This is a genomic window from Streptomyces sp. NPDC001796, from assembly GCF_042892355.1.
Lineage (GTDB): Bacteria > Actinomycetota > Actinomycetes > Streptomycetales > Streptomycetaceae > Streptomyces.
In genome coordinates this window covers 309989-327925 of record NZ_JBIAUC010000003.1, presented here as the reverse complement: position 1 = coordinate 327925, position 17937 = coordinate 309989, and the positions used below count along the sequence as shown (strand labels likewise).

The 17937-nt window shown below is 69.8% G+C and carries 12 protein-coding genes and 1 pseudogene; 5 read left to right on the top strand and 8 right to left on the bottom strand.

The features are described 5' to 3' along the window. Nucleotides 1-80: 80 nt before the first annotated feature. On the top strand, nt 81-731 hold the full coding sequence (locus ACFYZE_RS08160) for a DUF4360 domain-containing protein (RefSeq protein WP_388990080.1): 651 nt from the start codon (nt 81-83) through the stop codon (nt 729-731). Between the two features lie 78 nt (nt 732-809). On the opposite strand, the gene ACFYZE_RS08155 is transcribed toward ACFYZE_RS08160, so the two are convergent. The 6 genes and pseudogenes from ACFYZE_RS08155 to ACFYZE_RS08130 all read right to left on the bottom strand — a co-directional run bounded on the left by ACFYZE_RS08155 (nt 810) and on the right by ACFYZE_RS08130 (nt 9978). Further along, nucleotides 810-1883, bottom strand: coding sequence for a DUF4232 domain-containing protein (locus tag ACFYZE_RS08155; RefSeq protein ID WP_388990078.1), 1074 nt, complete (start codon nt 1881-1883; stop codon nt 810-812). Between the two features lie 140 nt (nt 1884-2023). Beyond that, on the bottom strand, nt 2024-3436 hold the full coding sequence (locus tag ACFYZE_RS08150) for a non-reducing end alpha-L-arabinofuranosidase family hydrolase (protein ID WP_388990076.1): 1413 nt from the start codon (nt 3434-3436) through the stop codon (nt 2024-2026). A gap of 247 nt (nt 3437-3683) precedes the next feature. Continuing rightward, complete coding sequence (locus ACFYZE_RS08145; RefSeq protein WP_388990074.1) at nt 3684-5330, bottom strand: glycoside hydrolase family 27 protein; 1647 nt, start codon at nt 5328-5330, stop codon at nt 3684-3686. 123 nt (nt 5331-5453) lie between these two features. After that, nucleotides 5454-6863, bottom strand: coding sequence for an arabinofuranosidase catalytic domain-containing protein (locus ACFYZE_RS08140; protein WP_388990575.1), 1410 nt, complete (start codon nt 6861-6863; stop codon nt 5454-5456). 437 nt (nt 6864-7300) lie between these two features. Continuing rightward, nucleotides 7301-8767 (bottom strand): annotated as a pseudogene (locus tag ACFYZE_RS08135) (endo-1,4-beta-xylanase); the annotation flags it as partial. Nucleotides 8768-8841: 74 nt separating this feature from the next. Then, nucleotides 8842-9978: a ricin-type beta-trefoil lectin domain protein gene (locus ACFYZE_RS08130; protein WP_388990072.1), complete on the bottom strand. Its 1137-nt coding sequence runs from the start codon at nt 9976-9978 to the stop codon at nt 8842-8844. A gap of 946 nt (nt 9979-10924) precedes the next feature. Here ACFYZE_RS08130 and ACFYZE_RS08125 point away from each other — a divergent pair. The 3 genes from ACFYZE_RS08125 (at nt 10925) to ACFYZE_RS08115 (ending at nt 14745) form a co-directional block, all read left to right on the top strand. Further along, a complete protein-coding gene (locus ACFYZE_RS08125; protein ID WP_388990070.1) occupies nt 10925-11968 on the top strand; it encodes a LacI family DNA-binding transcriptional regulator in 1044 nt (347 codons plus the stop codon). 375 nt (nt 11969-12343) lie between these two features. Further along, on the top strand, nt 12344-13309 hold the full coding sequence (locus ACFYZE_RS08120; RefSeq protein WP_388990068.1) for a glycoside hydrolase family 6 protein: 966 nt from the start codon (nt 12344-12346) through the stop codon (nt 13307-13309). 161 nt (nt 13310-13470) lie between these two features. Continuing rightward, on the top strand, nt 13471-14745 hold the full coding sequence (locus tag ACFYZE_RS08115; protein WP_388990066.1) for a glycoside hydrolase family 6 protein: 1275 nt from the start codon (nt 13471-13473) through the stop codon (nt 14743-14745). A gap of 66 nt (nt 14746-14811) precedes the next feature. Here the strand turns inward: ACFYZE_RS08115 and ACFYZE_RS08110 are convergent, their stop codons facing one another. After that, entirely contained in the window at nt 14812-15996 is a 1185-nt protein-coding gene (locus tag ACFYZE_RS08110) for an MBL fold metallo-hydrolase (protein WP_388990064.1), read from the bottom strand. A gap of 199 nt (nt 15997-16195) precedes the next feature. Between ACFYZE_RS08110 and ACFYZE_RS08105 the strand changes: the two genes are divergently transcribed. Beyond that, entirely contained in the window at nt 16196-16771 is a 576-nt protein-coding gene (locus ACFYZE_RS08105) for a carboxymuconolactone decarboxylase family protein (protein ID WP_388990062.1), read from the top strand. 327 nt (nt 16772-17098) lie between these two features. On the opposite strand, the gene ACFYZE_RS08100 is transcribed toward ACFYZE_RS08105, so the two are convergent. Next, entirely contained in the window at nt 17099-17884 is a 786-nt protein-coding gene (locus tag ACFYZE_RS08100) for an SGNH/GDSL hydrolase family protein (RefSeq protein ID WP_388990060.1), read from the bottom strand. Nucleotides 17885-17937: the final 53 nt, after the last annotated feature.

Sequence of the window (17937 nt, the reverse complement as noted above, 5' to 3'; positions counted from 1 at the left end):
GTCCGGGAGCATGCGCGGGTGTTCTTGACGTGCTCATGACCATTCGCGTACGCCCACCCCCCACCGAACGAAGGAGAACCATGGCCGGCGGACTGCTCCTGAGCGGCGCCATCGCCGCTCTGCTCACCACCACGATTCCGGCACAGCACGGCTCACCCGTCTTCACCGACCCGCCCCCGGACAAGATCGTCATCGACATCGCCACGGTCAACGGCTCCGGCTGCCCCCAGGGCACCACCGCCGTCGCCGTCTCGGAGGACAACACCGCCTTCACGGTGACCTACAGCGACTACCTCGCCCAGGCCGGCGGGAGTTCCGACCCCACCGCCTTCCGCAAGAACTGCCAGCTCAACCTGGTCGTGCACGTCCCGCAGGGCTTCACCTACGCCATCGCCAGCGCCGACTACCGCGGCTTCGCCTCGCTCCAGCAGGGCGCGAGCGGCACCCAGCGGGCCTCGTACTACTTCCAGGGTTCCTCGAACACGGCCTACCGCAGCCACCCCTTCAACGGCCCGTACAACGACAACTGGCAGGCCACCGACAGCACGGACTGGGCGCAGCTCGTCTGGGCGCCCTGCGGGGTCCAGCGCAACTTCAACATCAACACCGAACTGCGGGTCACCGCGGGCACGTCGGCGCCCGGCAAGGTCAGCTTCATGACCATGGACTCGACCGACGGAGACATCAGCACCGTGTACCACATGGCCTGGAAGGAGTGTCCGCGCTCCTGAACAGGAGCCGGCGGGCGGGTGAGCACGGCGCCGTCCGCCCGCCGGCGTCGCCGTCGCCGGCCGGAGGACAGGTGGGCGTCATGACGTGGACGGCGTGGTGGACGGCCGCGCGCCGGGGGAGCTCGATGCCGTGTCCTTCTTCCACGGGTCGACACCGAGCCTTCCGGTGGTGCCGAGGTCGAGTTCCGGGGTCACCGTCACCGGGCGTGCGCCGGGCTTGGCCCACACGCGAACGTACGGCGCGTTCACGGGAGTTCCGCCTTCGATGGTGTTCCGCCACACGAGACCCGCGTAGGCGCGCTCCCCGGGCTGCAGGGCTACCGGCTCAGGGGGGCCGTCGGCTCCGGTGCCGGAGGCGATCTCATCGCCGTGGACGATCCTCACGCTCTCGACGCGCCCGTGATCCTCGTCCTGGATCTGGAGCTGCGGGTAGCCGTTGAGCCGGTAGACGCCGGTGCCGCAGTTCTCCAGGTGCAGGCCCACGACGCGCAGACCCATGGCGGCGTCACCGTCGTCGGCGTACAGGCGTATCCCCGAGGCGGGGCAGGGTCCGGACGCGGAGGGCGCTTCGTCGTCGGGGACACTGCGGACCTTGGCGACCTCCACGCGGGTCACGTTCTTCAGGTCTGCGGGAAGGTGTCCCACGGGGACGGTGCCCTCGAGGGTCTGACCGGGCCGCACGGACGGCACGGTCTTCTCGATGGTGTCGATCGGGCCACCCGAGCCGGACGGCAGCCTGAACGTGATCGTGTACGTCGCCGGCGCCGTGCCGCGGTTGGTGACCTCGAACTCCGCGGACAACGACGACGGCAGATCGCAGTCTCCGCGGTGGTCACGCGCCCCGGCGAACAGGCCGGTGATCCGCACGCCGTCCTTGACCGGGCCCTCACCGCCGGGCAGGGGAAGCGGCGTGCCCGAGGGACGACCGGTCCCGGTGGCGGCCGGTTCGTCGGACGGCTCGGCGCCGTACCGGGGACGGTCGGAGGGGCAGAGCGGCTGGGCGCTGACGCTTCCCGGACCGCCGGTGGCCCCGGTCCGGGTCCTTCCGTCGCCGCGCGCGTCGGCCTTCTCCGCACCGCAACCCGCCAGGACGACGGCCGCCGCCGCGGCGAGGGCGCTCAGGGCGGCGACGTCGACGATGGTTCTGCGCATCCACCCAGCCCATCAGCACCACACCGGCCGGGCTGTGGCGGAAGCCACTCCTCCAGTCACAGCCATGTCACAGGATCACCCGTGCACAAAGGAGAGGAACCCCAGCCGGCACAGGGCTGGGGTTCTTCGAGGTGATGCGGTCAGTGCTGCAGGGTGAGAACACCCGGCCGCCACGGCAGTTGGTCGTAGGGGCCGCCCGCGGTGGGGGACTTGCCCTGGTAGAGGAACTGCAGGTTGCAGGGGTCGATGGTCATGGTCTGGTCGGGGTTGTTGCGGACCAGGTCACCGTGGCTGATGTCGTTGGTCCAGGTGGCGCCGCTGTTGGCCTTGCCCGCGAAGGGGTTGCTCTCGGTGGCGGCCTGCGGGGTCCACGAACCGCTCAGGCTGGAGGCCGTGAACGAGCGGAAGTAGCGCTGCTCGTTCGCACCCCGCGCCTCGACGATCATGAGGTACTGGTTCTGGCCCTGGACCTTGTAGACCTGCGGCGCCTCGAACAGGTTGACCGTCGTGTCGCTCATGACCGTCGTGTACGACGAGCCGAAGTTGCCGGGGAAGTTCCCGATCGGCATGCTCGCCCGGTAGATCTTGCCGTTGTCACCGGCGAAGAACAGGTACATGTTCTGGCCGTCACCGATCAGGGTCTGGTCGATCGGGGCGGAGCCGGGGATGCTGCCGGTGAACAGCGGCTGCGGCGCGGACCAGCCGTTGGGGTTGGTGGGATCGCTCGACGTGCGGTAGACGAAGGGCGACGCACCCCACTGGGACGCCAGGACCCAGATGTTCTTGGGCGCGAAGTAGAACAGCGTGGGCGCCACCGCGGACTGGCTCATCCCGGTCTGGCCGGCCGACGCCATGTCCGACCAGTTGGTGAAGGGGCTGAACATCATCGAGCCGTAGCCCGATCCCGACACGTTCGATGCGTAGACCAGGTGCTTGCCGTTGTACGTCACGGTCGTGAAGTCCTTCAGCGAGAGCCAGCCGTTCGCCGGCTGCGCCAACGGACCGGTCGACGTCCACCGGTATGTCGACGGAAGAGAACATGTGCTGCCCGCCCCGGACAGGCCGGTCCACTTCTGGTTGCCGGCGCCGTTGCACGTCCAGATCTCCACCGCTGTGCCGTTGGCCGTACCGGCACCCGTGACGTCCAGGCACAGCCCGGACTCCACGCCCACGATCGTGCCGTCGGAGTTCACCCGCCACTGCTGGTTCGCACCGCCGCTACAGGACCAGATCTGCACCCGGGTACCGGCCGCGGTGGCGTGGCCCGGCACATCCAGGCACTTGTTGCCGTACACGGTCAGCTGGTTGCCGTCCGTCAAGGTCCATTGCTGGTTGGTCCCGCCCGAGCAATCCCAGATCTGCAGGTACGTGCCGTCGGTCTGGTTGGCGTTCGGCACATCGAGACACCGGCCGGAACCGACACCGCGCAAGGCGCCGCTGGTGGCCGCCTGAGCCGGGTTGGCGACGAGCATCGCCGCCAACGTGACCAGGGCCGCGACCGCAGTGGCGAGCGCCACGGACAGACGTCTGCGGCTGAAACTTCGTCTGCGCATGGAGACCTCGTCATCCTTGAGTGAGTGATTCCGGCTCGCCCCCTCGGAGGCTGCCCGGACGGTCGATGTGGTGCGGTTCATAGCGGTGGGTGGGCACCGGGCCGACCCCACGTGGCGTCCCGGCCTGCGAGACCTTCTGAAAGGCCGGTGCCGCCCGGTGGGGCAGCGCCCCGACTGCCGGCCGACGATCTCCTGGTTGCCGGAGGACGGCGGCGGTGACGGATTCGAGCCGAACCCTTCGAAGGACTCATCCAAGCGTCCACTGCTGGCCGCTGCTGCCGTTGCAGTTCCACAGTTCGACGAGGGCTCCGTCAGCCGTGGCCCCTCCCGTGACGTCCAGGCACAGGCCGGACTGGACCCCGGTGATCGTGCCGTTGGCGTTCAGCGTCCATTGCTGGTTGGTCTGGCCGTTGCACGGCCAGATCTCCACCTTCGTCCCGGGGGTGGCCTGGTTGTTGTATGCGTCCAGGCACATCTGGGCGCTGCCGGAGTAGACGGTGAGCTGGTTGGAGGTGGAATGCGTCCATGTCTGGTTGGCCCCGCCGTTGCAGCTCCAGATCTCCACCTGGGCGCCTGCGGTCGTGGTCGAGTTCGGTACGTCCAGGCACTTGCCCGCGCCCACCGCGTGCAACTCACCGGTCACGCTGGTACCGCCGCCGCTGCTGGTGCCGCCCGCGACCCGGTACATCACCGTGCCGTGTGCCGGAACCGAGGCGCTGATGGTGCCCGAGGTGGTCGAGGTCGCCCCCGACCACAGGTCGGTCAGGGTATAAGTGGACGCCCCGGTCTTCCCGATCGCGGCCGCGGTGGTGCTGATGGTCGCCGTCGAGCCGGTCTCGTTGAACAGCGCCACCGACACGTCCCCGCCCGCCAGCGGCTTGGCGAGCACGTCCAGGCCGCCCGAGGAGGAGACCATGGTGCCCTGCTTGCCCAGGGGGTCCTGGTCGACCGCGATCACCCGGGAGTTGGTCAGGATGGACAGGGTGCTCGCACTGGCCGAGGGGATGTTGGTGCCTGCGATCAGGGGCGCGGCCATCTCCGCCCACAGACTGAACTCGCTGCGGCTCTCGGTGGCCGTCAGCGAGCCGTTGCCGACCTCCAGCATGTCCGGGTCGTTCCAGTGGCCGGGGCCGGCGTACGAGGCCAGTCCCACGTTGCTGTGGAAGATCGACAGCATGCTGGAGTAGTCGGCGGTGATGTCCCCGGTGGTGCGCCAGCTGTTGCCCACGTCCGCGCCCCAGGTCCACACGTTCTCCTGACCCCAGTTGCACAGGCTGAACAGGATGGGCCGGCCGGTGGCCGCCAGGGCGTCCCGCATCGCGGTGTACCGGGTCCGCGCGGGCACGCCGGTGTTGTTGCAGTTGTCGTACTTCAGGTAGTCCACGCCCCAGGATGCGAACGACTGCGCGTCCGTGGTCTCATGCCCCAGGCTGCCCGGGTATCCCGCGCAGGTCGCGGTGCCCGCGTCCTCGTAGATCCCCAGCTTCAGCCCGAGCGAGTGCACGTAGTCCGCGGTGCCCTTGATGCCGTCGGGGAACTTGGCCGGGTCCGGCACCAGATGACCGCCGGAATCGCGACTGTGGGTCATCCAGCAGTCGTCGATGTTGACGTACGAGTAGCCCGCCGCCTGCATGCCGTTGGTGTGCATCGCCTGCGCGGTGGATTTGATCAGCGACTCGGAGACATTGCAGCCGTACGCGTTCCAGTCGTTGAATCCCATCTGCGGGGTCAACGCGAGCCCGTTGCCGAGCGCGGCGGCGGGCTGCGCCGTGCCGAGGGAGAGGAGGGGGACGGTCACGGCGAACAGCACGGCCGAGAACATGAGCGCCAAGATCCGGCGCAGGGACTGCAGCGGGGGCAGCGGACGAAGTCCCCCGGCTCTCGCAGTGGTCATGGGCATGGGTCATCGACTCCTGGGCCTAGGTGTGAAAGAGCACGCGCAGGACGGGGGACAGCTGGCGTCGCGGTCCTTCGGCACCTGCGGAGGACCACCGCCTCCCGCAGTGCTGAAGGGAGCTCAGCGGTAGCCGACGGCAGTGACGTTGGCCTGCACCGCGTTGTCGGTCGCATGGGAGGGGTAGCCGGCGACGACGGCTCCTTCGTAGAAGGTGCCGGCGCTCAGGTTGGCGCCGCCGCCGGGCTTGCAGCAGTCGCCGCCGCTGCCCAGGACGATGGCTCCCTGCTTCTTCATGGGGCTGTATCCGCCGGGGAGCCCGCCGTCCCAGAGGGTTGTCAGGCCGCCGGACTGCGCGTTGCCGCCCTTGAGTGCGAACCTCGACGTCCCGTTGTTCTTCAGCATCGCGGTGACGAACCTGTTCGGAAACGCCCGCTGGTTGGTGTTCCACGACTGGCTGCCGCCGGAGTACAGGCCCCATTCGAGATCGGCCTGCACCCAAGGACCGCTTCCCGAGCAGCCGCCGAACCAGCACTGGGTGCCGAAGTTGATCGCGTCCATCGCCCCGGCGGCGTCGGCTTTCCGGGTCGTCTCGCTGTTGCCGTAGTCGAAGCAGCAGCCGTTGTTGACGTGGGTGCCGCTGGTCACCATGTACGCCCCTTCGGGTGCGGCACCGGTCGGCACGCCCGTCAGGTGGCCGTCCCGCCAGTAGCTGTTCCCGGGGTTGATGTAGAGCGAGTACACCTTGGTGCCCCCGGCGGTCAGCGACTCGGAGGTCGCCTTCGCGGGGCTGCTCTGACTCGATCCCGGGACCTGGGCCGATCCCTGGTACCACAGGTCGTTGCCGTGCCCGGACTGGTCGCGGACGACCGTGATCACGCACGAGGTGCCCGCGCAGAACGAGTCCTGGGCCGCCGCGTCCGCGAAGCCGCCGGGCGCCAGCAAGCCGATGTCCCGGGTCGCGTTGTCCGAGGAGCGCCTGACCTGGTAGAGGGAACCGTTGTACGAACGGTAGAGCGCCCGCACCGTGCTGTGCGCGGCCACGCACGGCGTACCGCCCGCGGCGTAGAGATCGCACGGGCCCGATCCGCTGGGCGGAGGCGGAGGTGCCGGCGTGCTCCACTTCTGGTTGCTCTGGCCGTTGCAGGTCCACAGGATGACCGCGGTGCCGTTGGCCGTGGCCGCCCCGTCGACGTCCATGCAGAATCCGGATGCGACACCGGTGACGGACCCGTCGGAGTTCTGCCGCCACACCTGGGTCGGCCGCCCGTCGCACGGCCGGATGACCACCGGGGCCCCGGGAGCCGTCCGGTTGTCGTAGGCGTCCACGCACCGGGTCCCGTTCATCGTCCTCAGCTCGCCCGCCGACGTGAACTCGAACGCCTGATTGGGCTGGTCGTTGCAGTCCCAGATCTCCAACGCCGTGCCCGACGTGTCGACGTTGCCCTTGACGTCCAGGCACCGCCCCGACGCCGAACTCACCAAGGGGGCCGCCGGCGCCGGTGCCGACCATGTCGGGGCGGTCGCCAGCATCACGGCCAGGAGTGCCGTCACGCAAACGGCGGCGGCCGCCGGTAAGCAGGGTCTCCGGGCCGCGGGACTACGGGGCGAAACAGATGAAGGCTGCATTCTGTTCCTTGAATTCGTAGGGGAAGGGGGCGGAGAGTGCCGTGCCTGCCCGAAGGGGTTCCGAACGAGCGTCGACCCTCCCGTCAGAGCGCTCGGGAGACCCACAGAGAACCCTCAGACATCCCATGTCCCATAGTGATCCCATACGCCTGACAGGCTGTCAATAGACTTGACTCGCCGAATCAGCCTCCGATCCATCCCATGTTTTACCCTGGTCGGTCCGTCACGACAGCACGCCGGAACCCGCGTCCGGCGACGGCCGCCGTGCCGGGCGCGGGTGTTCGTTCGGCTACTCGGAGGCGATCCGGGGCAGGAGCGTGCGCCGGGTGCCTGTCACCTCACCTGAGGTTCCAGTGCTGGTTGGCGCCGCCGTTGGAGTCCCAGACCTGGACGGGCGTCCCGTTGGCGCTCTGTCCGGCGGGAACCTCCAGCGCCCGGCCGGAAGCGACGTTGGTCAACGTGTAGGAGCCGTCCCCGTTCCGGCTCGCCCGCCAGTGCTGGTTCGCACCGCCGTTGGTGTCCCAGATCTCCATCCGCGTGCCGTTGCCCGTCTGACCGCCCGGCTCGTCCAGAACCCGTCCGCTACCGACATTGGTCAGCGTGTACGAGCCATCACTGTTCTGATTCGCCCGCCACTGCTGGTTCGCAGCACCTCCGTTGGCGTCCCAGACCTGCAAAGGCGTGCCGTTCCCCGTCTGTCCAGCCGGGACGTCCAGCACCCGGCCCACAGCGGCATTGCCCAGCGAATACACCGCGCCCGGGACGATGCCTCCCGAGTCACCCTTACTGCCGCCCAGCGCGGACAGGACCGCGTCGTAGGCCGGCTTCTTGTTGCCACCCCCGTCGAACAGCAGCGGGTTCTCCCCCGTTCGCCACGAGTCGCTGTCCCTGATCCCCCACACGGTGATGCCGGTGCATCGGGCGACGTTCATGCACACCTGGACGGTGTTGCCGTAGGCCGTCGGCGACGCCTGGGCGATGTCGAGTTCGGTGATCTGGACGTCCACGCCGAGGGCGGCGAAGTTGGCCAGGGTGGTCCGGAAGCTCGACGGCGGTCCGCCGGCGCCGAAGTGGCTCTGGAAGCCGACGCAGTCGATGGGCACACCGCGCGACTTGAAGTCGCGCACCATGTTGTAGACGCCCTGGGTCTTCGCGTCGGTCCAGTTCTCGATGTTGTAGTCGTTGTAGCAGAGCTTGGCCGAGGGATCGGCGGCCCGGGCGGTGCGGAAGGCCTCCTCGATGAAGCCGTTGCCCAGCACGTTCTGGAAGACCGAGCTGCGGTGCTGTGAAGAGCCGTCGGCGAAGGCTTCGTTGACCACGTCCCAGGCGTAGATCCTGCCTTTGAAGTGGCTCATCTCCGTGGTGATGTGGTTGTTCATCACGCTGCGCAGCGTGTTCGGGTCGGTGATGGAGCTGACCCAGCCGGGCAGCTGCGAGTGCCACACCAGGGTGTGGCCGCGCATCCGCTGCCCGTGCGCGGTGGCGTGGCCGACGATCTGGTCGGCCGGGCCGAAGTTGAAGGTGCCGCGGGAGGGTTCGGTGGTGTCCCACTTCATCTCGTTCTCCGGGGTGATCATGTTGAACTCCCGGTCGAGAATCGTGGAGTACGTCGAGTCGCCGAGCTTCCCGGCAGCCACGGCCGTGCCGAAATAGCGGCCGCTGCCGGCCGCGGCCGCGCCCAGCGTGCCGGAAGCGGCATGGGCGGCGGGGGATGCCGTCCCGGTCAGAGCCAGTAACGTGCCGGCTGTCAGTCCGGTGGCCAAGGCCAGGGCCTTGCGGAGGCGGAGCTGCTCGTTGCGCCCGGGCATGAAGGATCATCCTCCTTGTGTGGGGGGTGGGGCACCGATCACAGGACGGTGCCGCGGTGGAGTCGGGTCACGGCTCAGGAGACCGGCAGAGTGGTCCACTGCTGGTTGGTGCCGCCGTTGCAGTCCCACAGGATCAGTTGCGTACCGTCTGTGGTGGACGCGTTGGGGTCGTCGAGGCAGCGGCCCGAGACCGGGTTGCGGTAACCGCCGTTGTACGGCTGCCATTGCTGGTTGGTGCCGCCGTTGCAGTCCCAGATCTCGATCTTGGTGCCGTTGGCGGTACCGCGGCCGGTGGCGTCGAGGCACTTGCCGAGTGCCCGCAGGGTGCCGTCGGAGTGCGCGGACCACTGCTGCGCATCGGAGCTGTTGCAGGCCCAGATGTCCGCGGCGGTCCCGCCCGCGCTGTTGCCGCCGTTCACGTCCAGGCACTTGCCCGCGACTCCGGAGCGCACCTGCCCGCCGACGGAAACCGGCGGCTTGATCCAGCCTGCCGCGTCTGCGGCCTGGACCCCGGCGTTGAAGGCGTCCGCCATCTTGCGGTAGCCGTTGTCGTTCGGGTGCAGGGAGTCGGACAGGTCCGCGGTGGTCAGAGCGCTCATGTCCACCAGGCGCACGTGCTTGCCGGCAGCCTGCTCGGCCTGCACGATTCCCGGGAGCTTGGCGTTGAACGCGGGCCGGTTGGCCTCCTCGGTGCCGCTGGTGGAGATGATCAGGGTGCCGACGAGGACGGTCGCGTCGGGGGCGTCTTGCGTGATCTGGTCGATGAGCGCACGGAGCCGGTCGGTGGCGGTCGGGACCTGGTAGCTGCCGTTCAGGTCGTTGGTACCGATCTCCAGGGTGACCACGTTCGGCCGGTAACGGGCCAGCACGCCGTCCGCGATGCCGGCGATCTGGTCGATCCGCCAGCCGGAGTGGCCTTCGTTGTCCAGGTCGGACATGGTGCCGTTGCGCCCCGACCCGACGAAGTCCAGGGCGTGTCCCTCGGCCGACAGCTGGTTCCACAAAAAGCCCCGGTAGCCGTTTCCGGACGGGCTGCCGACGCCCCAGGTGATCGAGTCGCCCAACGGCATCAGCCGCAAGAGGGCGGGCGCGGCGGCCCGCACGGCGGAGGGCGGCGCCTCGGTGCCGGCGCCGGCCGCCGCGGGCAGTGCACAGCCAATGCCGAGCGCGGCCGCCAGCGCCGCGGCCAAGGGTGCCGAGTACTTCTTCATCTGGGTTCCTCACTGGTGCGGGACAGTGGGTGGGGTGAACGGGGCGGCGAGCCGGTCAGCGTGTGGTGAATTCCAGGTTGCTGCCGGTCTCCCTACCGTGCCGACGCAACCCGACCGGGCCGTGTTGGTGGCGCTGACCATCCGGAAGCGCTTGAAGGTGCCGCTTCGCAGCGAGATTGCAGAGAGGTTTCGGGGGGAGACGGTGCCCCCGGTTTCGCCGGGCTGTCAAGGGATCGGAGCCCACTGCTGCGAACGTTGTCGCGGAATCGATTCGAAGGCTGATTCCTGCGGTTCGGAAGCTCTCGGCACGCTCGGAGAGTTGCGGCGTGGCGGCAGGCGGACGGCGGCGTCACCGCCCGTTGCGTCGGCATGGCGGTCCGCACGACCCTGCGACAACCGGGCCGAACTCATCCGGGTGATCCGCCGTCATGCCGGGGAGAAGGGACGAAGCTGCCGAACCGGAACGCCGGACGGCCGGTTCGCAGGGCACTGGTTCAGGTGACGGAGCCTCGGCTCGCGCGTCGGCTCGGCATTCGCCTCGCGGCACGCCATTGCCTCCACGCACAGCCGGTCGTAGCATCCCGTCGAAGCGCTTGCGTGGAATCGATTCGTTCCGCGCCTTCCGGCAGTACGTGAGACGCGGAACGCACGGCGGTTCCGGCAGCCTCACGCGGTTCCTCGCGGACCCACGCCCCCCTGGGCATCCTCCGTCCGCCCGGCCCGCCACTGCGCAGCCACCTACGTGGCGCGGCTGGGCACCGCCACGGCTCCGCCGCCGACGACCATCATGCCGAGTTGTCGACGATCCGCACGCCCTGGCGTTCCCGAACCGGGCGGTCGGCGATGCCGTTGCTCAGGTCGGTCGTGCCGGAGTGTGGCGGGACCGAACGGCACCTCCACCACCCCTCAGTATCCTTGCGGCCTGAGTGCGGCCTTGAGGAGCTTCATGAACATCGGGGAGATCGCCCGGCGCGCGGGGGTGTCGCGCAGCACGGTGTCGTACGCGCTCAGCGGCAAACGCCCCGTCGCCGCCGGCACGCGCAGACGTATCCAAGACGTGATCGACGAATTGGGATATCGCCCCAACGCGACCGCGAGGGCCCTCAAGGAGGGCCGGACCCGGACCATCGGTCTCGTCATCCCGCCGGCCGGCAACAGGCTCACACACATGCAGCTGGACTTCGTCGCCAGCGTGGTCGACGCCGCCGCCCGGGTCGACCTGGACGTGCTGCTGTCTCCTTCCGGCGGGGAGCACGAGCGGTCCTTCGAGCGGTTGGTCTCGGAGAACCGCGTGGACGGCGTCATTCTGATGGAGATACGCCTGGAGGACCCTCGCGCGGGGCGCCTCCAGGAAGCCGGGGTGCCCTTCGTCGGGATCGGGCACACGGCCGGCGACCACCAGATGCCCTGGATCGATGTCGATTACGCCGGCCTGGTCCAGCACTGCGTGCGGCACCTCGCCGATCTCGGGCACCGCCGGGTGGCTCTGGTCACTCGTTCCCCGGAACTCGTCTCGGCCGGCTACGGCCCCGCGCACAGGGCCCGGGAGGGCTTCGAAGCGGCCGTGGCGGAACGCGGCCTCGAGGGCGTCGAAGTGCCGTGCGGGGATGACGCCCGCTCCGGTCAGGAATGCGCCGAGGCGCTTCTGCGCAGCCATCCGGACGTCACCGCCGTCACCACCATCAACGAGGCCGCCCTGCCGGGCATCCAACGTGCGCTGGCGGACGCCGGCCTCGAAGTGCCGTACGACTTCTCCATCACCGGTGTGGTGGCCAGGACGTGGGCCGAGGACTTCCGTCCGCCGCTCACGGCAGCGGACGTACCGGCTCTGGAAATGGGCGAGAAGGCCGTTTCCCTGCTCGTGGAACGCATCGCCGCGCCGGACACACCGCCTCGGCACATCCTGTTGACCCCCCCGATCTCGTTGCGTTCCAGCACAGCCGCCGTACCCACCGGCGGGCCGGCAGGGCACAACCGCACGGCGCGCTGAGCCGGGCGGTCGGCGATCGCGGCCACGAGACGGCCCTGGCCGCACGGCGGTTCCGGCATCTCCGCGCCCTGTGACCCACCGGCCGGCGGACAGCCCTCGCGCAGCGCCATCAGAAGTGCAGGTTGTGCAGCGCCTCTTGACAGCTTTCCCAGAGCGCAACACGATACCGGCCACACCCAACAGCTCTCAGTCCCCTGGGAGCGCTTCCGATGGGAGCGCTCCCAGGGGCCGGCCTCCGGTCCTTCGGGGGCGCGTCCCCGCCGCAGCCCGTCGGCCCCACGGGGGCTCGCTCGTACCACCGCACTTCCTCAGCTCGGTCGCACGCTCGGGACGAGAGCGTGCGACGCACCCCTGCCAGGAAAGCGAGGTTCAGTCATGCGCCGCAGACTCCGCGCCCTCGTGGCAGCGTTCTCCGCTCTGCCGCTGGCGCTCGCCGTCGCGCCCTCCGCCCACGCTGCCGACCCGACCACCATGACCAGCGGGTTCTACGTGGACCCCGACTCCAGCGTGAAGCGGTGGACCGCCGCCAACCCCGGCGACGGCCGGACGTCCGCGATAAACGCCGCCATCGCCAACACTCCGATGGCACACTGGTTCGGCTCCTGGAGCGGCACCATCGGCACCGCCACCGGTGCGTACGTGGGCGCGGCGGACAGTCAGGACAGGCTGCCCATCCTCGTCGCGTACAACATCTACAACCGCGACTACTGCGGCGGGCACTCCGCCGGCGGAGCCGCATCGCCGTCCGCCTACGCGAGCTGGATCGCCCAGTTCGCCGGGGGTGTCGCGGGCCGCCCGGCCATCGTGCTCCTCGAGCCGGACTCCCTCGCGGACTACGGCTGCATGACCCAGGCTCAGATCGCCGAACGCCAAGGCATGATCACCGGCGCCCTCACGCAGTTCAACCGCCAGGCGCCCAACACCTGGGTCTATCTGGACGCCGGCAACCCGAACTGGGCGAGCCCCGCGACCATGGCCCAGCGCCTCAACGATGCCGGCCTCCGACAGGCCCACGGCTTCTCGCTCAACATCTCCAACTACTACACAACGGCCGAGAACATCGCCTACGGCAACGCCGTCAACAGCGAACTGGGCGCGCGCTACGGCTACACCAAGCCGTTCGTCGTGGACACCAGCCGCAACGGCAACGGCTCCAACGGCCAGTGGTGCAACCCCCCGGGCCGCCGCATCGGCACCCCCACCCAGAAGGGCGGAGGCGCCGAGATGCTCCTGTGGATCAAGACCCCGGGCGAGTCCGACGGCAACTGCGGCGTCGGATCGGGCTCCTCGGCCGGTCAGTTTCTCCCCGAAGTCGCCTACAAGATGATCTACGGCTACTGACCCCGGACCGCCGTGGCCCGGTACGTCCCTGCCCCGCGACCGGGGCACGGGCACCGCCGCAGTCAGCCCGGCCGGGTCCGCCGCTCACCGCCTTGCGCAGAAGCGGTCGACAGCTCGCCTCGGCGGCAGACGCTCCCCCATCACACCCCCCCGGAGCAGCCATGAAACCACGCAGCCCACGACGCCGGGCCGCTGCCGTCATAACGGCGCTCAGCGCCTGCGCCGCCCTCACCACGACGCAGGCGCAGGCCACACCCGCGCAGGACGTGATCACCCCGGCCACGAAGTTCTACGTGGACCCGCACAGCAAGGCCGCGAAACAGGCCCTCGTCGACTTCGCGAACGGAGACATCGAGAACGCCGCGAACATGGCCAGACTCGCGAGCTGGCCGCAGGCCGAATGGTTCACCGAGGGCGCACCCGACGAGGTCCGCGTCAAGGTGAACAGGCTTGTCCGCCGGGCGCGGGCCGTGGACCGGACCCCCGTCCTGGTGGCTTACGACATACCCGGCCGGGACTGCTCCCAGTACTCCAGCGGCGGAGCCGCATCCTCCGCCGCCTACCGCAAGTGGATCGACGCCTTCGCCGCCGGCGTCGGCGACGACAAGGCGGTGGTCGTCGTCGAACCCGACGGCGTGGCCAACCTTCCCAAGGACTGCGGGCCCACCACCGACCCGACCGGCGAACTCACGGCCGCCCGCATCGCCGACCTCGCATACGCCGTGAAGACCCTGAAGGCCCGGCCCCGCACCACGGTCTACCTGGACGCCGGCAACGTCCAGTGGCGATCCGTCGGGGACATCGCGCAGCGACTGCAGGACGCCGGAGTCCAGTACGGCGACGGCTTCTCCCTGAACGTGTCCAACAACCACCCCACCGACCATAACGCCAGGTACGGCACCTGGGTCGCCAAGTGCATCTGGTTCGCCACCGAGGGACCCGAGCAGGCACGCGGCCACACGGACTGGTGCGCCAGCCAGTACTACTCGTCGGCAGCCCCCAACGACGGCGCCCCGGGCAACGCCGTCTCCCCCGCGGACCCCACCACTTGGCGGTGGACCGACGCCTGGTTCGACCAGAACGTGGGCACCCCGCCGGCCGACGAGCTGCATCACTTCGTGATCGACACCAGCCGCAACGGTCGGGGCGCCTGGACCCCGGCGCCGGGCAAGTACAGCGGGGACGCCGAGACCTGGTGCAACGCGCCCGGCCGCGGTCTCGGCCCGCGCCCCACCGCCGACACCGGCGTCCCACTCGTCGACGCCTACCTATGGATAAAGATCCCCGGTGAGTCCGACGGCAGCTGCACGCGCAACACCGGCGGCACGATCGACCCCGAGTACGGCATCGTCGACCCTCCCGCCGGCGCCTGGTGGCCGGACCAGGCCCACGCACTGGCCCGCAACGCGGTGCCGCTCCTGACGTTCAACCGCTGAGTCGGGCGGCTCGTGCAGGTCGGCCTGAAGGACGGACTCCCGTCACACGCCCGGGTTCGTCCACGGTCAGCCCTCGCCCACAAGGTCGAGGTCGTCACGAGATGCCGCCGAAGTGACCTCCGGAACGGGCCACTTGCGGTGCAGCGGCGGGGACACATCCCGCCACCAGGGGTGCGTAGGGACGTTGCCGGCAGGCTCGAACGGCTGGCCCGGAACCGGGACTGCGACCGCCTGCCCGACTGCGCCGGCCGCGGCCTTCGTCCACTCGCCGGGCTCCGCCCACGCGTGTGGGGCGAGGTTGAAGGTGGCCCAGTGGATGGGGAGCAGCACACCGTGCGGCTCGCCGCCCTGGAGGTCGAGGTGGGCGCGCGTGCCCTCCTCGGGGGTCATGTGGATGTCCGGCCAGAAGTCGGAGTACGCGCCGATCTGGATCATCGTGGCGTCGAAGGGGCCGTGTGCCGCCCCGATGTCCTTGAAGCCCTCGAAGTAGCCGGTGTCGCCGCTGTGGTAGACGCGGTGCTCGTCGCCCGCCACGGTCCACGACGCCCACAGCGTGTGCTGCCCGTTGCGCAGGCCGCGGCCGCAGAAGTGACGGGCCGGGGTGGCGGTCAGCGTGAGGCCGCCCACCCGCGTGGACTCGTGCCAGTCCAGTTCGCGCAGCCGGTCCGCGGACACGCCCCAGTGCTCCAGGTGGGCGCCGACGCCGAGGGGTATCGCAAAAACGGTGTCCGTGCCGGCCAGGGCCTTGATGGTGGGCAGGTCGAGGTGGTCGTAGTGGTCGTGCGAGATGACGACGACATCGACGGGGCCGAGCGCGGCCAGCGGCAGCGGCACCGGGTGCAGCCTCTTGGGTCCGGCGAAGTCGAACGGCGAACAGCGCTGCCCCCACACCGGGTCGAACAGCACCCGGTGCCCGTCGATCTCCGCGAGGACGCTGGAGTGACCCATCCAGGTGAGCCGCAGCCCGCTCGCCGGGGGCTTGGTCAGGTCGGCGTAGGTCGTCGGGTGCACGGGGATCGGGCCGGCCGGGGCGCGGCGGGCGCGGTCCTCCTTGCGGAAGTACATCTTCGCCAGCTCCAGAGCGGAGCCGCCGGAGGGGCGGGTCCGGGTGCCCTCCGGGTTCACGAAGGCGCCGTCCGCGAAGTGCGGTGATCTGCGGATGCGCGCCAGGCGCTCCCCGCTGGGATCCACGCCGAAGGCGGTGGGTCGCAGAGCGCGGAGCCCGGAGCTCAGGGGACCGAAACCGGTCACGGCACCTCCAGTGGAGTGGGTGAGGTCCTCATTATGGTCGTCCCGTACTGCAGTGCCGGGTCGGCCATGTCACACGGCGGCGTCCGTCCCGGTCGCGGTCGCCGCGCGGGCCGGATGTCACAACCGTGCGCGCCGGTCCGTCGTACCCGTGTGGGCGCTCACCACGGAGCGCCCGGGAACGACGCACTGGAGGCACCCCATGGCCCGTATCTCCCTAACCCCGCGCCGCACGCTCTTCTTCCGCGTCATGGAGTGGTATTCGAAGCGGACGTACGGAAAGGTCCTCGACCCCGGCAAGGCGCTCGCCCACCAGCCGCGCGTGCTGTGGAGCGATCTGCGGTTCGAGCAGTCGGTGGCGAAGTGGAACAAGCTGGACCCGGACCTGAAGGCGCTGGCCGAGATGGCGTCGGCCGCGGCGATCGGCTGCGCCTGGTGCATGGACTTCGGCTACTGGGTGAGCCGCGAGCGCGGTATGGCCCGCGAGAAGCTGGTCGACGTGCCGCGCTGGCGCGACAGCGACGTGTACACGGAGCTGGAGCGCGACGTCATGGAGTACGCCGAGGCGATGACGGCCACCCCGCCCGCCGTCGACGACGCCCTCGCGGCACGGCTCCTGGGCCGGCTGGGCGAGCCCGCGTTCATCGAGCTGACGGCCATGGTCGCGGTGGAGAACCTGCGCTCGCGCATCAACTCCGCGCTCGGACTGACGAGCCAGGGCTTCAAGGACTCCTGCGACCTGCCGCCCGTGGAACGGGGGACGTCCTCCGCGCGGTAGCGGTAGCGGTAGCGGTAGCGGTAGCTCGGGAGCGCGCGGTGCCGGTCGGCCCCGACGACCGCCGTGCCGGCCTTCCACAGGAAAGCGGCGACTCCTTCTGAGGCTTCCGTAGGCGGGTGCCCGACGGACCGGACGTGCGGCCCCGGTCCTCCGGGACGGTACGGCTCCCTGGGCTGCCATCCCCGGATCCCGGCTCGGGCTCCGCCCCGGACCCCGCTTCGGCCCGAACGGCCTCCTCCGCGAGTCCGGACGGGCTGAATGATGCCGACCGGTGCAGCCGGTGCGGACACATCAGCCCCTCCGGCGTTCGCGGAGGAGGCCCGGTACTCAGACCGCCTGCGTGATCCGCACCCTGATGTCGTCCGGCGACAGCGTCCCCTTGGCCACCACCCTGTCCCCCGACGACTCTCCGCGCAGCCGCCGTCCGATCCACGGAACGAGGTACTCGCGTGCCCAGTGGATGTCGTCGCGCCGTACCTCGAACGTGCCGCGCGGCGGCAGGGGCGGCCACGGCTGGTCCGGGTCGGCCGGCACCTCCATGCCGAGGACCTGGCCCGCCCGCAGGGCGACGCGGGTGTGGCCCTCGGGCGAGAGGTGGAGACGGTCGTCGTCCCAGGCGCGCCGGTCCTGCACGGACTTGAGCGACCACAGGTCGAGGACCGGGCAGCCGTACCGGTCCGCGATCGCCCGCACATGGCCGTTGTAGGTGGCGATCTTGCCGCGCAGATGCTTGAGCACCGGCACGCCCCGTGTGTCGAACCCTGTGGTCACCATGACGGTGCCGACGGCGGAGGTCAGGAGGGCGACGGCCCGCTCGAACCGCTCGGCGACGTCGTCGGGGTCGGTGCCCGGCCGGATGATGTCGTTGCCGCCCGCGCAGAACGAGACCAGGTCCGGAGCCAGTTCGACGGCTTTCGGGACCTGGTCCTCGACGATCTGGTCGAGCAGTTTGCCGCGCACGGCGAGGTTCGTGTACCGGAAGTCGCCCTCGGGCCGCCGGTCGGCGAGGAGGACCGCGAACCGGTCGGCCCAGCCGACGAACTGCCCGTCGGGCCCCGGGTCGCCGACACCCTCGGTGAAGCTGTCCCCCACCGCCACGTACGACCCGATCACTGATCTGTTGTCATTCTTCGAATCGTCTGCCACATCGGTCCATGATTCACCTT